The organism is Anaerobiospirillum sp. NML120511 (genome assembly GCF_023050955.1).
Classification (GTDB): domain Bacteria; phylum Pseudomonadota; class Gammaproteobacteria; order Enterobacterales; family Succinivibrionaceae; genus Anaerobiospirillum.
In genome coordinates this window covers 11,541-38,339 of sequence record NZ_JALKIK010000044.1, presented here as the reverse complement: position 1 = coordinate 38,339, position 26,799 = coordinate 11,541, and the positions used below count along the sequence as shown (strand labels likewise).

General features: G+C 52.6%; 16 protein-coding genes and 1 pseudogene. 13 read left to right on the top strand and 4 right to left on the bottom strand.

Going from position 1 to position 26,799, the window contains the following annotated elements; genetic code table 11:
- The 10 genes and pseudogenes from MXE39_RS10650 to ilvD form a co-directional block, all read left to right on the top strand.
- Positions 1–645 (top strand): annotated as a pseudogene (locus MXE39_RS10650) (hypothetical protein); the annotation flags it as partial.
- A gap of 6 nt (positions 646–651) precedes the next feature.
- On the top strand, positions 652–846 hold the full coding sequence (locus MXE39_RS10645) for a flagellin (RefSeq protein WP_246977131.1): 195 nt from the start codon (positions 652–654) through the stop codon (positions 844–846).
- A 395-nt stretch (positions 847–1,241) separates the two neighbouring features.
- Positions 1,242–2,204: a flagellin gene (locus MXE39_RS10640; RefSeq protein WP_246977132.1), complete on the top strand. Its 963-nt coding sequence runs from the start codon at positions 1,242–1,244 to the stop codon at positions 2,202–2,204.
- A gap of 379 nt (positions 2,205–2,583) precedes the next feature.
- Positions 2,584–3,507, top strand: a complete 924-nt coding sequence (locus tag MXE39_RS10635) for a flagellin (RefSeq protein WP_246977133.1) — start codon at positions 2,584–2,586, stop codon at positions 3,505–3,507.
- Between the two features lie 381 nt (positions 3,508–3,888).
- Positions 3,889–4,806, top strand: coding sequence for a flagellin (locus MXE39_RS10630; RefSeq protein ID WP_246977134.1), 918 nt, complete (start codon positions 3,889–3,891; stop codon positions 4,804–4,806).
- 530 nt (positions 4,807–5,336) lie between these two features.
- The gene (locus tag MXE39_RS10625; RefSeq protein ID WP_246977135.1) at positions 5,337–6,263 is read left to right on the top strand and encodes a flagellin; all 927 of its coding nucleotides are present in this window, start codon (positions 5,337–5,339) and stop codon (positions 6,261–6,263) included.
- A gap of 389 nt (positions 6,264–6,652) precedes the next feature.
- Positions 6,653–7,072 (top strand): hypothetical protein, encoded by a 420-nt coding sequence (locus MXE39_RS10620; protein ID WP_246977136.1) that lies wholly within the window; start codon positions 6,653–6,655, stop codon positions 7,070–7,072.
- Position 7,073: 1 nt separating this feature from the next.
- Positions 7,074–8,081, top strand: a complete 1,008-nt coding sequence (locus MXE39_RS10615; RefSeq protein ID WP_247074063.1) for a bile acid:sodium symporter family protein — start codon at positions 7,074–7,076, stop codon at positions 8,079–8,081.
- 726 nt (positions 8,082–8,807) lie between these two features.
- Positions 8,808–9,746, top strand: coding sequence for a branched-chain amino acid transaminase (locus tag MXE39_RS10610; RefSeq protein WP_246977138.1), 939 nt, complete (start codon positions 8,808–8,810; stop codon positions 9,744–9,746).
- Between the two features lie 230 nt (positions 9,747–9,976).
- Complete coding sequence (gene ilvD / locus MXE39_RS10605; RefSeq protein ID WP_246977139.1) at positions 9,977–11,815, top strand: dihydroxy-acid dehydratase; 1,839 nt, start codon at positions 9,977–9,979, stop codon at positions 11,813–11,815.
- Positions 11,816–12,289: 474 nt separating this feature from the next.
- On the opposite strand, the gene MXE39_RS10600 is transcribed toward ilvD, so the two are convergent.
- From MXE39_RS10600 to MXE39_RS10590, 4 genes are all read right to left on the bottom strand, one after another.
- Positions 12,290–12,931, bottom strand: a complete 642-nt coding sequence (locus tag MXE39_RS10600) for a methionine ABC transporter permease (RefSeq protein WP_246977159.1) — start codon at positions 12,929–12,931, stop codon at positions 12,290–12,292.
- Positions 12,932–12,950: 19 nt separating this feature from the next.
- Positions 12,951–14,018, bottom strand: coding sequence for a methionine ABC transporter ATP-binding protein (locus MXE39_RS10595; RefSeq protein ID WP_246977140.1), 1,068 nt, complete (start codon positions 14,016–14,018; stop codon positions 12,951–12,953).
- Entirely contained in the window at positions 14,015–14,143 is a 129-nt protein-coding gene (locus MXE39_RS13005) for a hypothetical protein (protein WP_281503492.1), read from the bottom strand. The genes MXE39_RS10595 and MXE39_RS13005 overlap by 4 nt, the downstream gene beginning before the upstream one ends.
- A 1,586-nt stretch (positions 14,144–15,729) precedes the next feature.
- Positions 15,730–17,598: a J domain-containing protein gene (locus tag MXE39_RS10590; protein ID WP_246977141.1), complete on the bottom strand. Its 1,869-nt coding sequence runs from the start codon at positions 17,596–17,598 to the stop codon at positions 15,730–15,732.
- A gap of 1,048 nt (positions 17,599–18,646) precedes the next feature.
- Between MXE39_RS10590 and MXE39_RS10585 the strand changes: the two genes are divergently transcribed.
- From MXE39_RS10585 to dapE, 3 genes are all read left to right on the top strand, one after another.
- Entirely contained in the window at positions 18,647–23,887 is a 5,241-nt protein-coding gene (locus MXE39_RS10585; protein ID WP_246977142.1) for a hypothetical protein, read from the top strand.
- A 551-nt stretch (positions 23,888–24,438) separates the two neighbouring features.
- Positions 24,439–25,092 carry a hypothetical protein gene (locus MXE39_RS10580; RefSeq protein WP_246977143.1) on the top strand — a complete coding sequence of 218 codons (654 nt, stop codon included), beginning with the start codon at positions 24,439–24,441 and terminating at the stop codon, positions 25,090–25,092.
- A gap of 242 nt (positions 25,093–25,334) precedes the next feature.
- Positions 25,335–26,552 (top strand): succinyl-diaminopimelate desuccinylase, encoded by a 1,218-nt coding sequence (gene dapE / locus MXE39_RS10575; protein ID WP_246977144.1) that lies wholly within the window; start codon positions 25,335–25,337, stop codon positions 26,550–26,552.
- Positions 26,553–26,799: the final 247 nt, after the last annotated feature.

Below are 26,799 nucleotides of genomic sequence, written 5' to 3'. Positions count from 1 at the left end.
GCCTCTGAACAGCACACCGCCCCTCAGCTCCCCGATCATCCACCCACACCCAAAATCCCCTCGCTCCGCCCCCAAAAAGTAACCACTAAGAAAAAAACACATCCCAAAATTAGCATTGCCCTGGCACAGACCATCGAAGGCGCTCTTGATGAAACCACTGCCATGCTGCAGCGTATTCGCGCTCTGGCCGTACAGTCCGCCAACGTCACCAACTCAGCAGCTGATCGTAAAGCCCTTCAGGAAGAAGTTACCCAGCTTTCCCAGGAAATTACCCGTATCGCCAGGCAGACCACCTTTGCCGGCCAGCTGGTACTCAATGGCAAGAACCATAAGCAGAATAACGCAAACAGCTTAATCCCAGACACAGGTGAGCTGAAGTTCCAGGTAGGCGCTAATGCAGGCATTACCCTCTCCCTCGTCTGGGGCTCAGAGTTTACCTTAAGCGGTATTGGCTACCAGGCAGGTATTAAAGCTGCAGCAGATCAGCAAGGCGGCGCTAAAGGCCTTGTACAGTCAAAAGCAGAAGGTCAGAACTATATTCGCTTTGGCGTATGTACCGCCCAGATCAATACCAACACACTTGCCAATTTCGACGCCCCTATTCAGCCTGTTAACTCCAAACGTGCCGCACTTGGTGCTTTATAAAACAGAATGAAGAGAACTATTCGCAATCAGACTAATATTTCTGAAAATCAGTCTGATGCCCGCAGCCGCATAAGAGACACTGACTTCGCCTCTGAAACTGCAGCTCTAACTCAGAACAATATTATTCAGCAGGCTTCACAGACTGTTCTTGCCCAGGCAAATCAGCGACCAACTATTGCAATTAGTTTGCTGGGACAGTAAAATCACATCAGAAATATTTATTCTCTTTATTTCTCTCTCTTATTAAAGCGGGCAATTGGCCCGCTTTTTTTATTGCATCTAAGCCATTTGGAAAGCATTACTTACCTCATCAACGTCAAATACGCGTCGTAAAACGCCAGGTATTGCTGGGAATCTCACTTCGAAATGCTGATCGTAATGTTTTATTTATTGCTTATGTACTATAAATATGGCATTTATGAAGCATCTTGAGAAAATTTTAGAACGCATTTTTGGCCAGTTGGCCCGCTTGTTGCTAAATTACTTTCAACTTAATTTGAAAAAGGTCTGCCCAATAATTCCAAGGCAGACAGCCTTGGATATTGATACGACCTTAGAAGTGAGGTCAATAGTACTAAGCGATAAAGGAGATAAAAATGGCCTTATACGTTAATACAAACGTCTCGTCCATTAATGCCCAACGCAAGCTGAGCAATGCAACCCTGAGCTTAAATACCAGCTACCAGCGCCTCTCTTCAGGCCTGCGTATTAACTCTGCAAAGGACGATGCCGCCGGTCTCCAGATCTCCGACCGCCTGACCTCCCAGATCAATGGCCTCAACCAGGGTAACCGTAATACCAACGATGGTATCGCCTTGGCTCAGACCATTGAAGGTGCCCTGGACGAAACCACCAACATGCTCCAGCGCATTCGTGTGCTGGCTGTACAGTCCGCCAACGGTACCAACTCTGCAGCTGATCGTAAGGCCCTTCAGGAAGAGGTTACCCAGCTGTCAGCCGAAATCACCCGTATCGCTCGACAGACCACATTTGCAGGTCAGCTGGTACTCAACGGCCCTTACGATAAGAACAATAACAAAAACAGTCTGATCCCAAGTGTCGGTCAGAACAACCAGGGAGGCAACCTGACCTTCCAGGTAGGCGCCAATGCCGGCAATACCCTGGATCTGGTCTGGAAAGATGCCTTTACTCTTAGCGGTATCGCAGACATGGCCTCAATCAAAGGCCAGGATATTACTAATAAAGGCGCTAAAGGACTTATTAAATCAACGGCTGGTAACGTCACTGTTGTTCGCTTCGGCGTCTGCACAGCCAGTGTTGCTACCAACACTCTTGCCAACATTGATGCACTTATTCAGGCTGTTGACTCCAAGCGTGCTGCTCTTGGTGCTTTACAGAATAGAATGGAGAGCACAATTCGCAATCAGGCAAATATTTCCGAGAATCAGTCCGATGCCCGCAGCCGCATAAGAGACACAGACTTCGCCTCTGAGACCGCTGCCCTTACCCAGAATAACATCATTCAGCAGGCCTCTCAGACCGTTCTTGCTCAGGCTAATCAGCGCCCTACTATTGCGATCAACCTGCTTGGTCAGTAAACAGCACAACCGATTTATTCTTTTTACTCTCTTTCTCATCGAGGCGGGCAAAAGTCCCGCCTTTTTTACGCCTGTAATAAATTTATAGAGCATCTCAGGCAATTAAATGTCAAACTCCTGTCGTGAAATGCCAGGAATTGCCGGGAACGTTAATGACGATAATGTTTTAATTAGTATTTCCCTGCTATAGATAAGGCATTTGTAAAGCGTTATTGCATAGTTTCAGGCCGTATTACATGCATTTGGCCCGCTTGTTGCTAAATTACTTTCAACTGAATTTGAAAAAGGTCTGCCCAATAATTCCAAGGCAGACAGCCTTGGATATTGATACGACCTGCGTAGTTGAGGTCGGTAATTCTATGCGATAAAGGAGATAAAAATGGCCTTATACGTTAATACAAACGTCTCGTCCATCAATGCTCAACGCAAGCTTAGCAATGCAACCCTGAGCTTAAATACCAGCTACCAGCGCCTCTCTTCAGGCCTGCGTATTAACTCTGCAAAGGACGATGCAGCAGGTCTCCAGATCTCCGACCGCCTGACCTCACAGATCAACGGCCTCAACCAGGGTAACCGTAATACCAACGATGGTATCGCCCTGGCTCAGACCATTGAAGGCGCCCTGGACGAAACCACCAACATGCTCCAGCGCATCCGTGTGCTGGCCGTACAGTCCGCCAACGGTACCAACTCTCAGAAAGATCGTGACGCTCTTCAGGAAGAAGTAACCCAGCTGTCCGAGGAAATTACCCGTATTGCTAACCAGACAACCTTTGCTGGTCAGACCATCCTTCAGGGTAAAGGCAAGGGCCTTATTCCTAATGATGGAAAACTGGTATTCCAGGTAGGCGCTAACGCAGGTAATACCCTGTTTCTTGACTGGACATCAGCTTTTACTTTAAGTGCCATTGCATCTCAGGCAGGTATTACAGCTCAGAATGATCTTAAAGATTCAAAAGCGAAAAAAGGTTTTACAGAAAATGCTAATGGCGGCATTCGCTTTGCAATCTCAACAGCCTCTCGTGCTACCTATGTTCTTGAGAATATTGACAAGCTGATCCAGGCTGTGGATTCCAAGCGTGCCGGACTTGGTGCTTTACAGAATAGAATGGAAAGCACTATTCGTAACCAGGCAAATATTTCCGAGAATCAGTCCGATGCCCGCAGTCGCATAAGAGACACAGACTTCGCCTCTGAGACCGCTGCTCTGACTCAGAATAACATCATTCAGCAGGCCTCTCAGACCGTTCTTGCCCAGGCTAATCAGCGCCCTACTATTGCGATCAACCTGCTTGGTCAGTAAACAACACAACCGATTTATTCTTTTTACTCTCTTTCTCATCGAGGCGGGCATAAGTCCCGCCTTTTTTACGCCTGTAATATTTTTGTAAAGCGATATTGTGGCAACTTCATGTCAAATATTCACCATAAAACGCCAGGAATTGCCGGGGATATTGCTGACGATAAGGTTTTAATTATCGTTAAGTTGCTATAGATACGGCATTTATAAAGCGTTTATCATGGTTCATGGCTACATTTATGTCATCTGGCCCGCTTGTTGCTAAATTTCATTACACAGAATTTGATAAAGGTCTGCCCAATAATTCCAAGGCAGACAGGCCTTGGATATTGATACGACCTGCGTAGTTGAGGTCGGTAATTCTATGCGATAAAGGAGATAAAAATGGCCTTATACGTTAATACAAACGTCTCGTCCATCAATGCTCAACGCAAGCTGAGCAATGCAACCCTGAGCTTAAATACCAGCTACCAGCGCCTCTCTTCAGGCCTGCGTATTAACTCTGCAAAGGACGATGCAGCAGGTCTCCAGATCTCCGACCGCCTGACCTCACAGATCAATGGCCTCAACCAGGGCAACCGTAATACCAACGATGGTATCGCTCTGGCTCAGACTATTGAAGGTGCCCTGGACGAAACCACCAACATGCTCCAGCGTATCCGTGTGCTGGCTGTACAGTCCGCTAACGGCACCAACTCTCAGAAAGATCGTGACGCTCTTCAGGAAGAAGTAACACAGCTGTCCGAAGAAATTACCCGTATTGCCAACCAGACAACTTTTGCTGGTCAGACCATCCTTCAGGGTAAAGGCAAGGGTCTTATTCCAACTGACGGCAAACTGGTCTTCCAGGTAGGCGCAAACGCCGGCAACACCCTCTCTCTCGACTGGGTCTCAGCTTTTACCTTAAGTGGAATTGCTTCTCAAGCTGGTCTCAATCAAGGTGAGCTTAAGGATGCCGCTGCAAAGAAAGGCTTTACAGAAGATGGTGGTGCTATTCGTTTTGCTATCTCAACTGCATCTCGTGCTACCTACGTACTGGAGAATATTGACAAGCTGATCCAGGCTGTTGATTCTAAGCGCGCCGCACTTGGTGCTTTACAGAATAGAATGGAAAGCACTATTCGTAATCAGGCAAATATTTCTGAAAATCAGTCCGATGCCCGCAGCCGCATAAGAGACACAGACTTCGCCTCTGAGACCGCTGCCCTTACTCAGAATAACATCATTCAGCAGGCTTCTCAGACTGTTCTGTCCCAGGCTAATCAGCGCCCTAATATTGCGCTCAGCCTGCTTGGTCAGTAACTACATAAAGATTTACTCTCTTTCTCTCTTTCTCATCGAGGCGGGCCCAGTTCCCGCCTTTTTTACGTCTGTATATCTTGTTTTGTAATGCAGTTGTTGCCAGGCTAAACGGCAATTACGTGCCCCGTCAATATTATGCCAGGTCGAACCAGGCATAAATGGCAAAATTGTCCTGTAATTACTGCCACCTGTATAAAAATCTATGCTTTTTGTTTTGTACAGCGTCAATTTTTACACCTGGAGAACGTTTCTCTGGGAAAACACTCATTTAAGATTGATTATGTGTAATATTTTTTACGCTTTATAAAGCGCTTGAATATGCCTTTTATAAAGTTTTTATTGTTCATATAAAACAGCTTATATCATCACCTGGCCTGCATGTTGCTACTTATCAGGTATCAGAAGCATAAGGGTCTGCCCAGTATTTCCAGGGGAGACAGACCTCGGAAATACAGTCGATCAGTGTAGTTATGATCGACACGACCTTATTGATAAAAGGTCGCTCGCTCTGAACGATAAAGGAGAAAAATATGGCCTTATACGTTAATACTAACGTCTCGTCCATCAATGCTCAGCGCAAGCTCAGTAATGCAACTCTGAGCCTGAACACCAGCTACCAGAGACTGTCATCTGGTCTGCGTATCAACTCAGCAAAAGATGACGCAGCAGGCCTGCAGATTTCAGACCGTTTAACCTCACAGATTAACGGCTTAAATCAGGGTAACCGTAATACCAATGATGGTATTGCCCTTGCCCAGACTATTGAAGGCGCCCTTGACGAAACTACCAACATGCTGCAGCGTATACGTGTGCTGGCAGTACAGTCTGCTAACGGTACCAACTCAGCTGCTGACCGTAAGGCTCTTCAGGAGGAAGTAACCCAGCTTTCTCAGGAAATTACCCGTATTGCCAACCAGACTACTTTCGCCGGTCATGAAATTCTCATGGGTGCCAGTGTTGGCCTCATTCCAAGTAGCGGTGAGCTTAAGTTCCAGGTTGGCGCGAATGCAGGAAACACTTTATCCCTCAACTGGAAAGATCCTTTTACATTAAGCGGTATCGCAGACCAGGCAGGTATCAATAAGACCAATCAGCAGGATAATAATGCCAAGTTTGGTCTTATGAAAGATAATAAGAACAATAATGCTATCCGCTTCAGTATTTCTACCGCTTCCCGTGCTACCCATGTGCTTGAGAATATTGACAAGCTTATTCAGGCTGTTGATTCCAAGCGTGCCGGACTTGGTGCTTTACAAAATCGCATGGAAAGCACTATTCGCAATCAGGCTAATATTTCCGAAAATCAGTCTGATGCCCGCAGCAGAATTCGTGACACAGACTTCGCCTCTGAGACCGCTGCCCTGACTCAGAATAACATTATTCAGCAGGCTTCTCAGACCGTACTGGCCCAGGCTAACCAGCGCCCTACTATTGCTATTAACCTGCTCGGTCAATAAACAGTTTTTTTCTCTCTATCTCTTTTAGTTCTCTATCTTTCTCTCTCTTATTTTTCTCTTTTTTATTCTCTTTATTCTCTCTATCTCATCGAGGCGGGCAAAAGTCCCGCCTTTTCTATGCCTGCATATATCGATATTTGTCTAAGCTATAAATGGCCTGATTATGTGGCTGGTGCTTATGCAAAGGTTTGCATTGGGAGCAGGATTTTCCAGGGTATGGCCAGTATATTTTGTTTTATTTTGGTGCAATTGCATGGTTATTACAGGGAATACAATTATTAATGTTTTGTTTTGGTGCACTGGCACCACTGGCCTGTTTTTGTTGCTTAGAATGCAGGTACAACGCAGTTGCAGCCTGATGTGGTTCAATCCTGCTGCATTATGGCTTTATGGCCGCACTTACCGGTGAAGCACTTTATCTGACCGGTGTAAGAAACCTGCTTAATCAGTTTCTTATTTTGCGGTGCTTTGCTGCGCTGTACACAGCCTGGCTGAGCCACCCTGACTGTCTGAGGGTGGCGCAGTCTGAAGCAGAAAATGCAGGGCTTGAGGCCTTTGCTTTTCACCTTGTGCTTTTCAGGTCTGGAATATCTATTTTGTTTTTATCTGCCGTGCAGATAAGCGAGGCAAACATGTCATATCGTAACTTTGCCTCCTGTGAGTACGGTTATCGTCCGGGTTATCGACCTGCATATCAAAATTGCAACAATAACTGTTTTGAGAGCAATTACAGCATGTGCTGGAATGACCGCGCGATGGACCGCCCTGAGCAGGAGAGCTTTGGAGGCCACCATGCAGACTTTAGCTAAAATGAGCGCATTTTTCGGTAAAACCTTTGCTTTCTGGGTTATTGCCGCCGCGATTATTGCTTTCTACTTCCCAGACGCCCTTAAGTTCCTTGCCGGCTATATCAGCATTTTGCTTGGTATTGTGATGTTTGGAATGGGTCTTACCCTTCGTGCCAAGGACTTCTCGGAAGTCGTGAAGCGCCCTGTAGACGTCATTATTGGCGTGGTGGGCCAGTTCGCGATTATGCCTCTTTTAGCCTATATTCTCTGCCTTGTGCTCCAGCTCCCTGCCGAAATTGCCGTTGGCGTCATTCTGGTAGGATGCTGCCCTGGCGGCACCGCCTCCAACGTCATGACCTTCCTTGGTCGTGGAGATGTACCACTGTCTGTGACTATCTCCGCCTGTACTACAGTCATGGCTCCAGTAGTCACACCGGCCTTAATCTACCTCTTTGCCCAGCAGTGGGTAAGCGTAGATCCGGTATCCATGTTCATGTCCATTCTGTACATCATGGTTCTGCCTATCGTAGCTGGCGTTGTGGTAAATGCTTTATTTGGCGGTTTCGTTCGCAGTGCCGTATCAGTTATGCCAATGATCTCAGTATTTGCCATCGTGGCCATTGTTGTAGCCGTAGTTGCTGTAAGCCGTGATCAGATCGCCCGTACCGGCCTGTTAATCTTTGCCGTAGTCATTTTGCATAATGTTCTTGGTCTGGCTCTTGGCTATGCTCTGGCAAAGGCTTTCCGTATGGACCTCAAGAAGCGCAAGGCCCTGTCTATCGAAGTAGGCATGCAGAATTCCGGTCTGGGCGTTGCTCTTGCCATGGCCCACTTCAATCCACTGTCCGCAGTTCCAGCTGCCATCTTCTCTGTATGGCACAATATCTCCGGACCAGTCCTGGCCACCGGCTTTGCCAATATGAACGATGATCAGGACAGCGATGATTCTGCCAGCGGCGAGGGCAATGATTTTTCTGACGAGCACGAAGAATTTGCTGCTCCAGCCCAGGGCGCTGCCCAGCAGGCCTGATTTAAGGTAAGTTAAGACGGCAACCCGATGGCGGCCGCATAGCGCGGCCGCCTGAGCCGCAGCACTGGTTGCATTATTGGATGCAGCATCAGCTGCAGTATCACCAGCCGTGCGGATCAGTTGCTGTGCTGCTCTCTTACTTACCTGAAAACACAGTTTTATACTGGCAGAGATCAGGATCTGATAACAGGTATTCCTGTCTGGCATACCCCGGTTAAAGGTACAGCCTCTCCAACCAGGAGGGCTGGCTTACACAACACCTTGTACTCTGGCTGACAGTACCCGCATACACCCCTCTGCCTGACACTATGCTCCCGGCGCCCATGCAGCTGTCTTAACCGCAGCGCGATACTTCGAAGCTGCTATGCTGCGCGCTGCTGCAAGGCTGCGCACTGCTGTGTAGCTGCGAAGTTGCGCGCGGATGCAAAGCTGCGCGCTGCTCAATGCAGCTCACTGCTCAAAGCATAATCACGCTTAAAGCAGTGTTATTGCTGCAGCTGCAACTTAACATTACGTGCCGGAGCGACATCAAACAAGTTTTTGGCTTAATTATTTAACAGCACAGCACTGGATTCTGTCTCAGGGCGCTTAACTTATTGCGCCGCCATGCTCACACTGAAAGTTCTGTAAGGCTTATCTTTATTTCTGTCCTTGTAAGGATTTGATGCCGTGATCTGAGCACAGACATCCGCATAAGGTTTTTTGCTGATGCTGCAGGAGTTCCTCATGAGTCTCAATAACACCCCAACCAAATACATCTGGTTCAACGGCAAAATGGTTAACTATGCTGATGCCAAGGTACACGTTCTTTCCCATGCCTTACACTATGGCACTGCCGTATTCGAGGGTATTCGCGCCTATGCAACTCCAAAAGGCCCATGCATTTTCCGTCTTGACGAGCACATTGACCGTCTTTTCAACTCCGCAAAGATTTACCGCTTCCCTGTTCCTTACACCAGAGAGCAGATCAAGCAGGCCTGCTGCGACATCATCGTAGAAAACGGACTTGAGTCCGGCTATATCCGTCCTCTGGTATTCCTGGGTGAAATCGGCCTTGGTGTACGCATCCCTGAGGGTGCCCAGGCCTCTGCCATGATCGCTGCCATGCCATGGGGTGCCTATCTTGGTGAGGAGGGTCTTGAGAAGGGCGTTAAGGTTGGCGTATCCAGCTGGAACCGTCTGGCTCCAAACACCATTCCTACCGAAGCCAAGGCTGCCGGTAACTACTTAAGCTCTATCCTTATCTCCAATGAGGCTCACCAGAATGGCTATGTAGAAGCCATTGCTCTGGATACTGACGGCTTCATTTCCGAAGGTTCAGGCGAAAACGTATTCTTTGTCAAGAACGGCGCTATCTACACAGCTCCATTTACCAATGGTCTGCTGCCAGGTATTACCCGTCACAGCATCATCACTATTGCCAAAGAGGTCTTAAACATCCCTGTATACGAGCAGAAGCTCCAGCGTGAGATGTGCTACCTCTCTGACGAGGCTTTCTTCACCGGCACCGCCGCTGAAATCACTCCTATTGCCTCTGTCGATGGCATTGATGTCGGCCCAGGCCACCGTGGCCCAATCACTAAAAAGCTTCAGGAAGTATTCTTCGACCTGGTATCAGGCAAGATTGAAGACAAGTGGGGCTGGCTCACTCCAGTTAAGAAGTAAGAATAATTAAGCCTGAGTCCGTAAAGCGGACTCGTGAAGGGCCCCTCCCGGGGCCTTTTCTTTCCCCGATTTTTTATCCCTGAGCTGGCACTGCCAGAGCATTATTTGAAAACAGGTGACTGTGCGTCCTGGGGACGTATCCCTGTTTTTTCATTTGTTTTTATGCCACTTGATATCAGTCGATGCCACTTGGGGACCTGACTCACAATGTGAGCCTGAAAGGACAGCAAATGCCTAAATACCGTTCCAGCGTTACCTACGAGTCCAAGAAAATGGCCGGCGCCCGCGCCTTATGGAAAGCAACCGGCATGAAAGATGAGGACTTTGGTAAGCCTATTATTGCCGTAGCCAATTCCTTTACCCAGTTTGTTCCTGGCCACGTTCATCTCAAGGATGTAGGCACTCTGGTAGCCCGTGCCATTGAGCAAGCCGGCGGCGTTGCCAAAGAGTTCAATACCATTGCCGTGGATGATGGCATTGCCATGGGTCACTCCGGCATGCTCTACTCACTGCCAAGCCGTGAAATCATTGCCGACAGCGTTGAGTACAGCGTCAATGCTCACCAGGCTGACGCACTGGTATGTATTTCCAACTGTGACAAGGTAACCCCAGCCATGCTCATGGCCGCTATGCGCCTGAACATCCCTGTTATCTTCGTCTCCGGTGGCCCAATGGAAGCCGGCAAGATTGAGGGTAAGGACAAGCTCGACCTGGTCGATGCCATGGTTATCGCAGCTGACCCTAACGCTACTGATGAGCAAATCATTGAAGTAGAAACTGCCGCCTGCCCTACCTGCGGCTCCTGCTCAGGCATGTTCACAGCCAATTCCATGAACTGTCTTACCGAAGCTCTTGGTCTTGCCCTGCCAGGTAACGGCACTATCGTAGCTACCCATGCTGCCCGTAAAGAGCTCTTTACCTGTGCCGGTGAAATGATTGTCAAACTGGCCCGTCAGTACTACGAGCATGACGATGACCGTGTACTGCCACGCTCAATCGCTACCAAAGCGGCCTTTGAAAATGCAATGACTCTGGACATTGCCATGGGCGGCTCTACCAACACAGTACTGCACCTGCTGGCCGTAGCCAGTGAGGCTGAGGTTGACTTCACCATGAGTGATATCGACCGCCTGTCACGCAAGGTACCTCACCTGTGCAAGGTAGCCCCTTCCACTCACAAATACCACATCGAAGATGTACACCGTGCCGGTGGCATTATGAGCATCCTGAACGAGCTCAATAAGGCATCTCTGCTCAATACTGAATGCCGTAATGTTCTTCAGATGACTCTTGCCGAAGAGCTGGCTGCATGGTCAATCGATCAGACCTCCAGCCCTGACGTCAAAAAGTTCTATCTGGCTGCCCCGGGCAATGTCCGCACCATCGAGCCTTTCTCTCAGAGCAAATACTATGATGTAGCTGACACTGACCGCGCTGACGGCTGTATCCGCGATAAGGAGCATGCCTATTCTCAGGACGGAGGTCTTGCTGTACTCTATGGCAACCTGGCTGTGGATGGCTGTATTGTTAAGACTGCAGGTGTAGACAGCTCCATTCTGCGCTTTGTCGGCCCTGCCATTGTCTTTGAGTCCCAGGAAGATGCTGTAGACGGCATTTTAGGTGGCAAGGTTAAGGCCGGTCACGTAGTGGTCATTCGTTATGAAGGCCCTAAGGGCGGTCCTGGCATGCAGGAAATGCTCTACCCTACCTCCTATCTCAAGTCCATGGGTCTGGGCAAATCATGCGCCCTGATTACTGACGGCCGTTTCTCAGGCGGTACCTCTGGCCTGTCCATTGGTCACGTCTCTCCTGAGGCTGCCAATGGCGGTAATATCGCTCTTATCAAGAATGGCGACATGATTAATATCGACATTCCTAATCGTCTGATCTCAGTTACCCTTGATGATGAGGAGCTGGCCCAGCGTCGCAGCGCAATGCAAAGCCGTGGTAACCGTGCTTTCCGTCCTGAAAGCCGTGTCCGCGAGGTATCCACTGCTCTTAAGACCTATGCAGCTCTGGCATCCTCAGCTGACCGTGGCGGCGTACGTGACCTGTCCCGTCTTAACTGATAATCAATGACCCGGCTCTTTACCGGGCCCCATAACGACAAAACCCCGGATTGCACTTTACTGCAAATCCGGGGTTTTTCTTTGCTTTCTTTGCAAGGCATACTGCCTGCTGTAGCGTCCCTGATATCGTTACCAGGCAAGACCATGGTAACCAGGGTAAGCCGGTCAGTCTACCAGCATCACAGCACTTATCGCTTCACCTGCAGCCAGCTGGTCCGTCATGGCACATACTTTCTTTTAAGTTTTAGCACGTGCCTGTAACCTATGACCAGTACAGGCCTGGGCTCATGGCCTGGCCTGGCCTGGTGGCCGGGCCCATGGCTGGGGCTCATGGCCTGACCTGGTGGCCGGGCCATATGGCTGCCAGGGCAAGGGCAGGCGTGGCCTGACCGGCCTCAGGCGGCAGCGCAGGCGCCGGGAATCGGCGCTGTGCTGCTGATATGTGCCGCCTGCAGGTGTAGCCGGGACTGCTGTTTAGCGGTGGTCGACCTTACGGGTCAGCCAGTCACCAATAAACTGAACAATCTGCACCATGAGAATCAGAATGACAACAGTGCCAATCATCATGTCCAGACGGAAACGCATGTAACCGTAACGGATAGCCACGTCACCAAGGCCGCCGCCACCGATGGCACCAGCCATGGCTGAACAGCCGATAATCACGATAACAGTGATGGTGAAGTTCTGAATAAGCTCAGGCAGAGCCTCAGGGAGCAGCACCTTGCGCACGATCTGCCATGGGCTGGCACCCATGGAGGTGGCAGCTTCAATCAGACCTGTTGGTACGGTACGCAGAGAGGTTTCCACCAGACGTCCGGTAAAAGGAATGGTACCTACTACCAGAGGAACGATTACAGCTGTAGTACCAATGGAGGATCCGACAATCATCTTGGTCAGAGGACTGATAGCCACCATGAGAATGATGAAAGGGATAGAACGCAGAGCGTTAACAATGGTACCCAGAATGCGGTAGAAATTAGGGCTCTCGAAGAAATAGCCACGGGAGGTGATAAGCAGCAGCACGCCCAGAGGAACACCAAGGGCGATGGAGATTGCTGATGAAGCACCAACCATGTACAGAGTCTGTAAAGTGGCCTCCCATAACAGGCCTGCCATGCGTGAGTACTGTGCCCACTCACTGGAAGTCAGAAAGCTGCTTACGCTGGTCATATCCTAAAACCTCAACCTTGTGAACACGGGCCTTGAGCTCGACAAGAGCGTGCTCAATTTCCTCACGGGAACCACCTACTTCAACCACCATCAGACCAAAAGGCTCTTTCTTGATGTGGTCGATACTGCCACCGAGAATACTGATCATTACCTTGCAGAGCATGGCAACTTCCACGATTACCGGGGCATCAGCCTTAGGTCCAAGGAAGAGCAGCTCGATAACGGCCTTGGAGCCCTCGGTATACTCAGGAACAATCTCAGTATGTCTGAGAAGCTCAGGCAGGTCACGGCGCACGGCAGCGCTGACCAGACGGCGTGTCAGATCCTGCTGAGGATCGGTAAATACCTTGAGGGTAGGGCCCATCTCGGAAATCACGCCACCGTCAATTACAGCCACGCGGTCACAGCATTCCTTGATGACCTCCATCTGGTGGGTAATGATGACAATGGTCAGATTAAGCTTGTCACGCAGATCCGTGAGCAGCTTGAGAATGGACATGGTGGTCTTGGGATCAAGGGCTGAGGTAGCCTCGTCACATAAGAGCACCTTAGGGTTATTGGCCAGAGCTCGGGCAATACCCACACGCTGTTTCTGACCGCCCGAGAGCTGAGCCGGATACATGCGGGCCTTGTCAGAAAGACCTACCAGATCAAGAAGTTCGGTGACGCGGACCTTGATGGCCTCATCGCTCATCTTGCCCTCAAGCTTGAGAGGGAAGGCAATATTGTCAGCTACAGTAGCGGAGGAGAGCAGGTTGAAGCTCTGGAAAATCATGCCTATACGGCTGCGGGCGCTGCGCAGAGCTGACTCACTCATGGCGGTCAGATCCTGGCCGTCCACTATTACCTGACCAGAGGTAGGACGCTCCAGCATATTGATGTGGCGGATCAGGGTTGATTTGCCTGCACCTGACAGACCAATCACACCGAAGATCTCACCTTGCTCAATGGAAAGTGAAATATTCTTCAGGGCTCGTACCTCAGTAGAGGTTCCCTGGTTATACACTTTCTCAATATTCTTAAGCTCGATCACTTGAAGAACACTTCCTGTGCAAAATCTTTGTTTAAGACCAGATAGCGCTCCCATCCTCCACCTGGTCCAACCTTGGGGTATTCCCGTCTTATAACAGCCTGGCGCTCACAGGCAAGGGCCATCACAACAGATGCCAGGCTTTACATAACCTGAAACAGCCTGACTTTGTCTTATGCTCATGTACCTGCAGCTGGCAGATTGTCTCTGCATTATGCAGATGTACCTGCAGCAGGCTGATTATCTCTGCATTATGCAGATGTACCTGCAGCAGGCAGATTGTCTCTGCATTATGCAGATGTACCTGCAGCTGGCAGATTATCTCTGCATTATGCAGATGTACCTGCAGCTGGCAGATTATCTCTGCATTATGCAGATGTACCTGCAAAGGGCAGATGACTGAACATCAAGCATCCTGCATACGAATCATTCAGTACTAATCTGTTGCCTTCGCAACCCGCACTTTACGGCTGTCCCCGGAGCCTGCGCAAGTTCACAGCCATGTACAGCGACCTGCAGCCAGTCCTGACACACAGGACCTGAGGAAGTAAAAACTTCATGCACTGACTGGCGTGTTGAGCTCAGCTGATAAGCGCCGGCCCAAAGCATGGTACCTGGGCTAATGGCTTAGAGCATGACATGGCACTGCATCCACTGCATGAACAATAATGCTCTTTGTGGCGGCAGCCAGTTTGAGCTCAGGCGTACTGCACTGCAGTGCGCCGGCAGGCCAGCAAAGGCAGTGCTCAGCACAGCAGCTGTCAAAAATCACAGTAAAACTTGGATGGCACCGACCGCTGATATCCAGCATGCTGCAAACAACAGGCATGTAAGTGAGACTGAAGACAAAAAATAATTCAGGCAGACTTAAGAGAGCACCTCTATGCTGTCATTTGCCCGGCAGCTGCTAATATTCTGATGACTCAGGTCAGAGCTGAGGATAGACGATGCTCCTTTTGCATTTCAGGCAGCGTAGAGGCCATCAATGCCGGGCAGCGTCAAAAAGACGGGATTTTTTTTGCGCAATCAACTCTCCCGGAAGCGCACACAATGCGTCCCCGGTTGCATTACAGCTGGTTAAACTGCGGAAAATCTGTTTTTGAGGGGATGGTTATTTTATCATATTTTGTGAGCTGCATTACAGAAATGTGCCACTTTATGGCACATATCCCTTATCCGCCCTCCTACTGCACAGCCCCTGCCCTGTTCCTGCTCATTCATGCCGCTCTACTCCATGTCGACTCTAAACGCTCACGCATGGAGACCTTCACAGATACAGTGAATGCTGCTGCCGCCGCCACAGTGGCTGCCACTGCCTCACCGTCCCATTCTGCTGCATACCAGCCTGTCAGGCATAGTGTCCCCTTCGCGGCTGCACTCACTCTGGGCTCCACGACTCAACCCGGTACGGAGGACCAGGCGCTGTCTAAAGGTCATAACGAGGTACATTACCTGTGAAGCAAAGGCATCCAGCCGCAGGCCTCAGGCCTCAGCAGCAGACTCCCAGCCATTGACCGTCTCTCCCTCTCCCTCTTCCTGTTGCATTTATGCCGCAGTACCATGAACAAAGGTAAGGGAGAGTGAGTCAGGACAGGCCATGGAACGCTCATGAGGCAGAGGCAGTCCGATACTCAGTCGCTCCTGGACTAAGTTGCTCCGAGTCTAAGCTGCTCTGATTCTCAGTCGCTGCTCGTATTTTTCCCTGCTGTCGCTGTCATCGGGAGGACTGGTCTTTCATAATGATTTCGTAAGCGGCCACAATGGCCAGGAACTGGGCATTGAGCTCCTCTTTCTGACTCTGGGAGAAGCTGTCGTAATCGGCTATGTGGTCAGGATGATATTTGAACGCAAGGCGGCGGTACTGGCGCTTAACCTTATCAAGCGGACTGTTAAACTCAAGACCCAGGGTAATGTAGGCCTTTTCCAGCCTGGACAGGAAGCGCCCGCCCCCTGATGCGCCCGCAGTACTGCCAGTTCGCTCACGCCACTGCCTGCCAGCTCCGGCCGCACCACTGTCCCCTGCAGTGCTGTCAGCACCACTACTGGCGCCGGCGCCCTGAGCGCGAGCTCTGTCCGATGAATTGCCTGAGCTGCCTGATCTGCTGTCTGCACCGGCAGCAGCGTCAGCGCCAGCAGCGTCAGCGCTGGCCCCAGAGGTGGCGTCTGCACCGGCAGTGCTGCCATTGTCTGAGTAATCGGTGCTGCCCTGGTAATACCATTGACCATTGCTGTAGGTGTAGGAGTAGCTGTAATGGCCCGAGCTGCCATTGAAGGTGTCATCGCTGTCCGTACTCTCAGAGGATTGGCTGCCGCCCTGAGCATTGCCCGAGGCAGATGACGCAGAGGTTGCAGCCGCTGCCTGAGCTGCGGCGGCTGCCTGCATCTGCTGGATAATCCAGCTTTCCCTGATGCGGGCCTGCTCCTGGTTGAGCAGGAAGAAGTAGCGGTTGTAATAATCGGCGTTAATGCTGTCTTCAGGCACGCCCAGCAACAGCGATCCCCAGTGCTTTACCAGGGGCTGTTCAAGAATCAGACGGTAGTCAATAAAGCCTTTCTTAAAAGGCTCCACACTCATCAGTGTTCTAATGATGAGTACAAAGGTAAGCTCGCACAGATAAGGACCGCACTGACGGTTCATGGCTTTTAAAAAACTGTCCTCACGTGCCGGATCAGGACGGTCGAGCAGGGCACTCAAATATACACGGCTGCCGCGCTCCAGGCGGCGTCCCTGCGCCCCCGTCGAGGCCATGAAGGAGGCTATATGAGCCAGCGCCTCCTCACAGGCCTGCTCACGTGCCTGCATCAGCAGCTCACGGCTGCTGCGCCCCCTGGCATCAGCTCCATCTGGCCATTTGATAATCACTGCCCACGAGACAGCTCCCCTGCTGTCAGCATCTCCCGCCCCTGCAGAGGTCCCACCTGCCTGCCCATAGTCTTCATGAGCCGATGACGTATCGGCAGCGCCAGCCGATTCGCCAGCCGCACCAGCGCCACCAGCCGCTGCGCCAGTCGGACCGGTGCCAGCTGCAGCATCAGCTGCGGCTGCCTCACTTTCGGCATGAGCACGTGCCTTGGATAAGCTATTCTCCTGATGAGATCTGTCATCCTTTCTGGAGGCTGAGCTGTTGTCTGTTGTGCCATCTGATGTACCGCCTGTTGTGCTGGAGCTTTCGGGGCCATGCTGCTCATGGTGCTCTGTATCGCGCTCAGGTGATGAGTCTTTGAGCTGAGTGAAAAGCTCATCAATGCGCTCCTGCAGGTCCACTCCACCCACACGGTAAACAGCCATGGCCTGAATGGTCAGCAGGTGATAGAACATGCGGCGGCTTGCAACCATACGGTTGCGCACAAAAAACAGAACTTCATCTGAATTGACACGGTTGCGGCTGTACCAGGTGTAGATAACACTTGCCCCCACAGCAACCCCGGCACATACCAGGTACATCACATCCTGACGGGCAAAGCGGCCAAAGATAATCTCAAGAGCACCGAAGATCAGCGGCACAGCCAGCACACTGACGAAGGTAGCTACCAGGAGCATGCGAAAAAAGCGCCCCAGATGCACCAGAAATACCCTGATCATAGCTGCTCCCATATATGTCAAAACCGCCCGGTCATCAGCCTCAGCTCCTTACCGGCCTCTGCCCTGCAGGCACAGTCGCCATTGCAGGGAAACTCATGCTAACAAATAAGCATGACAAACAACAGTTACGCGCCCCAGCCCGCAATAAGTTATCTGCATCCCGCCTGCTGCCTGGACTGCCAGGAGCACAATGCCAGCAGCCGTCCACAGCTGACCGCTGCCAGAACAGCCGGGATCACACTGCACGCAGCCGTCCGCATCTGTGTTGAGCGGAGCTCGTAACAGCGCTCAATGAGCACCTTGCTGCGCTGCAAGCAATAGCGAGTCGCCATAGCCGACTGCAAGTGCTCTGCAGAGGTGCTTCCCGGCCTGCAGCATGCCGGCCTGCAGGCGGGCTGCAATGGCTTACTACCGGGTTTTCCGGGATGCAGACTCAGGTACTGACTGCGGTATTTTCTTTATGGGGGACTGCATGTTTGAGCATGCCCAGGCTGAGGTGGTGGCGGCTGCCTGTGTTTTTCTGGCAGCTGCGCTGATTTTTACAGAGATAGACTGTTGGGGTGATGGTAGCCGGGCAAGGAGGTGTAATGGGCCCCTGGACATGGTGTGACTAAATTGCGCACCTGCCAGGCAGATGGTGTGGCAGCGGCCTGTCCACGCGCCCTGCGGGGGTGCCCGGCGCGGTGGCAGCGCCTTACAAGCCATAAAATAAATGCTAGAATATCCTGATCATTTCAGTGCCCGTGGTGCGTCTGACAACGGTGTGCTGAAGCTCTTAATGTGTGGGACCCAGGCATGTAACAGGCACTGCCGTCTTTAAGGACATGACGCCTGATAATGCCAGTATAAAAGCGTTATTCATCAGGAACGGGAGCATGCCTGCATCTCTCAGGCTCTAATGCAAACTCATATACTTTGCTCTGTAGTATCTGACCCTTGCATAACGGGAACTTTGCTGCCTGTGCAGCTGTCTCATCACATTATGCTTTTGTGCCGGAAACAGCGCCGGCTCTGGCTTTTAGCTTAGGTTTTTTTCTGGATTTTGCTGATGACTTACTCTAACGAGGGGAAGACCCCAAACCAGGACTCTGCTGACATCAAGGCTCAACAGGAAATCAATATCGATGATCTCGATATGGAGACCCTGGAGCGTCTGACCAGCCCTGACAACGATCAGGATCCCGCCTCAATAATCAGCGCCCTGTCCGCCTCAGCTGCCAGCTCAGACTCTGAGCCTGAATCTCAGAGCTCATCTGCCCATTCAGCTCCATCATCAGCAGATCCTTCTGCCGATGATATTGCCTATGCCGTCGACCAGATGGCCTCAGGCAGTGCCGACTCCCCATCAGCTGCTTCTGCCTCAGCTGACTCCTCTTCATCAGCCTCCCTGTCATCCCAGGCATCAGACGATATGGAGCTCGATCCATCAACCTTTGCCGGCAGCAATCTGTCCATGGGTGATGACAGCTCTGACAGCTCAGACAATATGGACAGCTCCAGCAGTTCTGACCTTTCACAGAGCTCAGCAGCAGATGAGATGTCCACAGCAGCTCACGCTGGCTCCGGTGCCGTATCCCCAGCCGGTGCTGCTGTTGATGCCACCATCAATGACAATGAGTCCCCACGCCTGCGTGTCTATGACGACGAAGGCAACGAACTGAGCCCGGGCCAGATAGACGGTGCCGCCAGCGCTGCCCCTGCTCCGGCCTCTGACAGTGATGCTCAAAGCTCCGTCAGTGACAGCACCTCACAGAGCAGTGTTGCACAGAGCAGTTCAGATACCTTTGCCCACAACGAACTGTCACCTGCAAGCTTTGCCGGCGCGCAGGGCATCAGTTCATCACCTGAGGGGGCAGCCATTATTCTTTCCCAGAGCAGCCAGGACGATAACACCTCATCATCCTCGATGCTGGTTGACTCAGCTGCTACTGATGATGACAACAGCTTTGAGCTTGATATCCAGAACGCAGCTCAGAGCATGTCTATCTACGAGCCAGATCCTGTCACTGCCGGTTCTGACGGCAAGGACGGCCTGACAGCTCAGACCGCCGCCATGGTTGCAAGTGCCGCCGGTCACGAAGAGCCGGTCACAGCTCAATCCGCTTTTTCCACTGAGGCATCAGCCCAGGCCACCGGCGCAGATGCTGGCGGGGCCGACGCTGGCGAGGCTGCTGGCGCAGTCGACAGCTCAGTGGGCGCTGCTGGCGCTGCAGGAGGCTCTGCCGGTGCTGCAGGCGGCGCCCTGTCAGGCTCTGACCTTGCTGCCTATGTCAACACCGGTATCAGAACCGGTGGTACCGCCCCTGATGGCGCCCGTGTCATGAGCAATGCCCAGATTACCTCTGAGGGCACTTCGGCCATTATCGGTCTTAATGAGCGTCATGTAACTCCGGTACGCGAGCCATCAGTAGCTGTAGCCCGCAATATGAGTGCTGACGACCTTGCCATTCTGGCCCGCTTCAATACCCGCTCATCCCGACCATCCCATGATGACCATGCTCAGGCCTTTGCGCAGAATGATGCCTCTGCCACTCAGGGCGCCTCTGCACAGCAGGCTGCATATGATATGAGCAGCGCTGCAGCCGAGGTTGCCGATGAAGCTGCCGCACTGTTTGGCGCTAACGGCATCCAGACGGGAGGCACTGTACCTGATGGCGCCCTGGTCATGAAGAACTCCCAGATTACTGCAGGTGGCACTTCAGCCATTATTGGTCTTGAGACCAGACAGAACAGCGCCCCTGCCAGCATAAACTCTGATGATGATGTCATCAGCGCCGCTGCCCGTGCCGTGGATGAGGCTGCTGCCGCACTTTCAGGCGGTGCCGCCGCTGGTGGTGCCAGTGCCACAGGCGGCGCCGGTGGCGCAGCTGCAGCCAGTGCCGCTGCTCTCAGCGGCATCAGAACAGGCGGTACCGTGCCTGATGGCGCCAAGGTCATGAGCAATGCCCAGATTACCTCTGACGGCGCTGCTGCCATTATTGGCCTTGGTGAACGTCATGTTACTCCGGTACGTGAACCGTCTACTGCCTCAGCCCGTCAGATGAGTGCAGAAGATCTGGCTATTCTGGCCCGCTTTAATACCAAATCAGATCGTCGTTCCCGCAAGGACAGAAATGCTGACAACGGTGCTGACAGCGGCGCCCTGATTATGAATGAGTCCACCATGAGCGATACCGGCTCCACAGCCATTGTCGGTCTTGGTGAGAGCCATGTTACCCCGGTTCAGCAGGTCAATCCTGAGCTTAACCGTGCTGGTGTCCCTGTGCTTGAGGATGTGGACAGCGAAATGCGCAGTCCTTACCGCATGCAGGCCCGCGACCATGAGTCCCTGCATGAAACCGGCTCAAGCAATATCATTGTTGACCGCAAGCATGCTCAGAACAATGCACCAGTAACCACCATTTTTGAAAATGGCATGGTAATGGACGAAGGCCATACCGCCATTATGGGTCTTGAGAACCGCGCCGCAGCTCCTGAGCGCGATGAAAGCTCAACCCTGATCACCGGCATGCAGGCTGACAATCTGGAAAGCCTCCACGCATTTAATGAAGAATATGCCCGCAGCAAGCAGGCTCACTTTGAGGCCAATGCCCGCTTCCGAGCCGAAATGGACGCTGAGCGCAATATGGCCGAGCGCGGCCTGAATGCCGCCCAGGGCGGTGCTGGCAGTGCCGCTGTGGATAACAGTGGCGCAGGCGGCTCAGCCGGTAGCGCAGCTGCTGGCATGGCAGCCTCCCAGTCCGATCTGGACAGCCAGATGCTGGCCGGTATTACCCAGACTGATTCAGTCTCTGGTGGTGAGCAGCAATGGCAGGACTACGAGGGCAGCAATGGCGCCGATGGTCAGCCTCAGTGGCCTGATCAGCGCTACTATGCATCTGAGCAGCCTCAGTCAGCGCCAGGCGAGTATTACGATCCACTTTATGACACTGCTCCTCAACGCCGCAATTCCGGCTCCTGGCAGCAAAACCAGGAAAACTATGCGCCTCAGGACAACAGCCGCAACGATTACTACAACTGGTCAGAATATGACCAGGGCGAGGTGCAGGCCCGACCTGTTGACCGCCAGAGGCCAGAGGATGACGGCCCTCACTATGTGGTAGGACGCCAGCCACGCTATGCTCAGGAACCAGAGCCACAGCCACAGGCCCGTGATCAGGAAGAAGAGCAGGTTTATGTGGGCACCTACGCCAGCCGTCTGGCCCGTGAAAAGGCTCAGAACAGTGCCGAGCGCGGTCAGCGCAGCGATTCGCTGCGCGGCGACTCCATGAGAGGCAGTGACCTGCGCGGCGGCGACATGCACGAGCGCGAGCAGGCTGCCCGCAACGGTCATGTGCAGCACTTTGATGAAAATGGCTACCCGGTAGATGATTCCTGGCAGTCTCAGTCCCAGGGCAACTTTGCTCAGGGATACGAGCAGGAGGACAGCTGGTCATCCCGGCCTCAGAACTTCGGTCCTGACGGCATGCCGCTGCCTGATAATGCTGCAGGTGAGGCCATGGGCGACTCTGGCTCTATGGTCCCTGGCGGCGTTGCAGACACTGCAACTGCCATGGGCAGCGCCGGAGCTATGGGCAGCGCCGGTGCCATGGAGCCAAATGGACCTGCAGTCTCAGGACAGAACATGGGGCCTGATGGCATGCCATCACCTGACATGTCCGGCAGCTCTGCCCGATGGAATGAAAAGCCTGCTGAGGAAGAGCGCTCAGGTCCGGTACCTGCCGGTATGGGCGATGGTCCTTTACTGCAGGTTGAGCTCAACCAGGCTCAGGCCGGTAACGGCACCTGGGAAGAGCCTGCTGACGGCCCTGTATATCATGTAGGTCCTAAGGAAAATACCCGCAGAATGCAGGAGCTCATGGCTGAGCGCCCTGTATACGCCATTGGCGTCAAGAGCAGCAATGCTGACGTTATGGCCAATATCGAGGCTACCCGCAACAAGATTCAGGGCAATCGTGCCCTGCCGCCAATGAAGCTCAATAACGATCCTTTTGAGGAGACTCCAATGACTCCTGAAGAGGATGCCGCCTATGAGCAGGCTCTGGCTGAAGCTGCCCGTGAGTCCATGGCTGCACCTCAAAGCGAGGTCATAAGACGTGCCCGCATCCTGGCTCAGGGTGATGGCAAGGGCAAGGATGATGGCCGTGAGAGCAGCTCTGAGGGCAAGAGCTCAGGGGCTGATGAGGGCAGCGTATTTGCATCTGAGTTTGCCTCTGCTGCTGCCATGTCCGGTGCTTCTGTAGATACCGGCAGCAAGAGCAGCGAGGGCGAGTTTGGCTCTGACACTCTCAGCCGCGTAGCTGCTGATGCTTCAGAAAACGAAGAGCAGATGCTGGCCGTTCAAGAGGACCGTCTTGCCGAAGAGGCCGCCGGCAAGCCTGATAACCGTGAGGTTATCGAACCTCTCAACAAGAACGGTGAGCCACGCAAGAAAACTGACGACAGAAAAGAGCCGCTGATTGCCCGCGCCAATATCAAAGACAATGTAGGCTTTGGCATGATGATTTTCCTGTATATCCGTCAGCTCTTTGCCTCATTCTTTACTCACACTACCCTGCCGCTGGCTGCTCCACAGCTGGCCATGCGTCTTGGTCCATGCTACCCAAGCTCCATGCCGGTACCGTTCTTCTTTGTAGGACTGCTGGCAGGTCTTTCAGGCAGTGTGCTGCATGCCACCATAGATCTTAACTATGTGGGCTCGATATCCTATCTTGCCTACCTGATGCTGACCGGACTTACAGCTTACAAGGGCATTTACCGTATCTGCTCGTACATCACGCGCAGACGCCATGACTCCATACTGGTATCGGCCTCAGTAATGGTTCCGATGCTGATATTTATCTGGCTTGCCAATACGCTTATTGTAATTACTGACGGTATTGTTGAGGCCACGGCAGCCTTTGCCATTGCCTCCATGCTTTCGGCAGCAACCGCAACTTCGCTTACCTGGAACTTCCCACAGGATCCAATGGACTCTCTGGGCCGCATGACCACCCGTGGTCTGCTCTTTGTCATCCTGCTGAGTCTGATGGCAGCCTTTGGCCTGCTCAACTATATTGTGGGCCTGTCCGTTCTGGGTGTGAGCATAGTCATGCGCCTGATCTTCGGCTACTTCATTGCCCGCAATCAGGGTACTGCCCAGCGTCCATATGTCTACGCACTGCAGATGCTCACTCTCTTTGCCATACTCTTTGACCTCATTTTGTTAAAGAGCCAGCACTATGAGTTCCTGAGCTACTCAACACTGGAATTTGTCCACTTCCTGCGCAGCTACAGCACCATGTTCTAAAGCGCAGGCTGCGCCACGGCGCACCGGCGCAGCCGCTGCACGGCAGCAGCTGTGCCGCATACCCCACAGGGCCCGACTGTTTACAGCCGGGCCCTGTGCTTTTGCAGCATTGCATGCTGGCCGCCATGCCTGACATGCCCGCAGCGGGCCTGCAAGGGCCTGGCTGGCGGGCCAGTTGCCGCTTTTGTCGGACTGATCAGGCCATTACTATTGCTTTTGCAGGCAAAGCCATTAAAATCTTATATCTGTCTGATTTTCCGTGCCCGTGCCAGAGTGCACAGCCGAAATTCACCTGAGCTGCCACGGCTGCATGGCCTGTGCTGCATGCCTTACGCTGCATACTGCATTAGTGCAGTTGTATGCTGAATGATGCATGATGCTTGATGCTTTCCTGCAGTTGCATGCTGCAGTGCAGACTCAATCGACAGACATATGCTCATCCGCCCGACCGGTAAGTTTATGCTCATAAACCCTGTGACGGGGAAGTGATGCAAAGTGAAACCTGAGCAGGTTTTTGCCTGCCCGGCCATTTAGATGTTAGGAGTTGATTTATGGCTCATGTAGTGAGAATGCAGACCGAGTGTCCGCCAGATGCCCACAAGGTTATCCGTCCACCTGAGAAAGCGGTAAAGGCCACTGTCTGCGTAAAGCTCAACGAAGCCGAAATGAAGGAATATGGCGCTGAGGACTTCTGCAATGCCCTCTCCTTAATGAGCTCAAAGCCACTGCTCATGTGCTCTGATGAACTGCGCAAGACCATTGCCCAGCACAAGGCAGCAGCTGAAATCGACCCATGCTACCTGCAGCTCAGTGCCGACGGCAGCGAAGCTCAGATCAGCTACGACGACGGTGCTGTAGGCCCAAGCATGCCTGTAGTTGACCTCACTGCCGATGAGGAAAAGCTCAAGACCTTCCTCGATCAGCTCACTGTGCGCCAGTTTGTCATCATCGACTCTTATGCCATGCTGATCCTGCGCTCCATCTCAACAGTATTCCCATGGGATCCACTCCTTGCCGGTGACTACTTCCGTCAGTACCTCAAGGCAAGAGAGCTTGCCAAACCTGAGGACCTCGATCTCTTCATCCAGGTACGCTACGGCCGTATTGACGGCTTCTCCTTAAAGAAGACCCACGAAGACGCCTACCGCTTCCTGCAGCTCGAGCGCAAGCTGTACTTACAGTACCCAACTGACGACGACGATTAATTTCCTGCAGGCCCAGGAGCCACAGCCCAGGCCCCGGCGCAGGCTGGACCTGCCAGGCATGCGCTGCGTGTGGCCAGCCAGGCATGCGCTGTGGGTGGCCAGCCAGGCATGCGCTGTGGGTGGCCAGCCTGAGCTGTGCCAGGCCGGGGCCCTGATGCAGGAACACCGCCGCCAAAAGCTCCAGGACCGGAGATTCATGTCCGGGGGCTGGCGGCGCTTTCGTATTTGAAGAGATTGCTATTATGTCTGACACACTGGAACTTGCCAAAAAACTGATTTCCCTCAAGTCCGTCACTCCTGAAGATGCCGGCTGTCAGGAAGTGCTCTCAGGTATTCTGGAGCCTGTAGGCTTCAAGTGCCGCACACTGCGCGAGGGCATGTACCCTACCTTTAATCTGCTCGCCCTGCATTCGGCCGATCCTCAGGCCAGTTTCGAGGGTGATCCGGCCCTGTTAAAGAGCAATCCTGGCCCTTATGATGCCAGCGGTCTCAAGGCACCAGGTCCTTTTACCATTTTCCTTGGTCATACTGATGTAGTAGGTCCTGGCGATACTGCAGCCTGGACCAGCGATCCTTTTGATCCAGTTATCCGTGATGGCATGCTCTATGGCCGTGGCGCTGCTGACATGAAGAGCTCTGATGCCGCCATGACCATTGCTCTGCGCAACTTTGTAACCAGACATCCTGACTACAAGGGCACTGTGGGTCTGCTCATGACCTCCAATGAAGAGGGTGATGCTGTAGGCGGTATTCCTTACGTAGCCGAGTGGCTCAAGAAAGAAAAACTCTATCCTCAGTACTGCATCGTAGGAGAGCCATCAAGCTCAGAAAAGTTCGGCGACACCATCAAGATTGGCCGTCGTGGCTCCATGACTGCCCATATCACCATCAATGGCAAGCAGGGCCATGTTGCCTACCCGCATCAGATTGACAACGCCGCTCACAAGGGAGCTCAGCTGATTGCAGCTCTGGTAGAGCACCACCTTGATGACGGCAATGAGGATTTCCCTCCATCATCCTTTAACGTAACCAATTTCAACGCCGGCATGGGCGCTGAAAATGTAGCACCGGGCACCTGCCAGATCATGTGCAACTGGCGCTTCAACCCGCTGCAGACTCCAGTCAAGCTCCAGCGCATGATGGAAAAGAAGATGGAACAACTGGGCATCTACGCCACCGTTCGTTATGTGGTTAACGGCCTGCCTTTTATCAGTTCCCGTGACGGCCTGCTGGTCAATGCCATGCGCTATGCCGTCATTGCCAACACTGGTGTTACCCCTGATCTCAACACTCTGGGTGGCACATCCGACGGCCGCTTCATTGCTCCTCTGGGCACTGAGGTAGTAGAGTTCGGTCCGATCAATGCCACTATTCACCAGGTTAATGAGAACGTCTGCGCCGCCGACCTTGACACCCTGACCGCAATCTACGAGCAGGTACTCGAAAAGCTGCACCTCTGACCGGCACCAGCCCAGCATCCCAGCCGCGACTGAACAATCCCCGTCAGGGGGCAATCGCGGCTGTCATGGCTGTCGTAGCCGTGCCTGGCACAGTCCCGGCAGCTCCGCCGCAACAGCGCCTCCGCAGCTGCGCAGCCCCTGCAATGGCAAAAACAGGGACAGTTTACAAAACCATAAAAAAAGCGCCTTCTGAATTTCAGAAAGCGCTTTTTTATGTCGCTGCACTGAAGTGCTGCAGCTAGCCTCC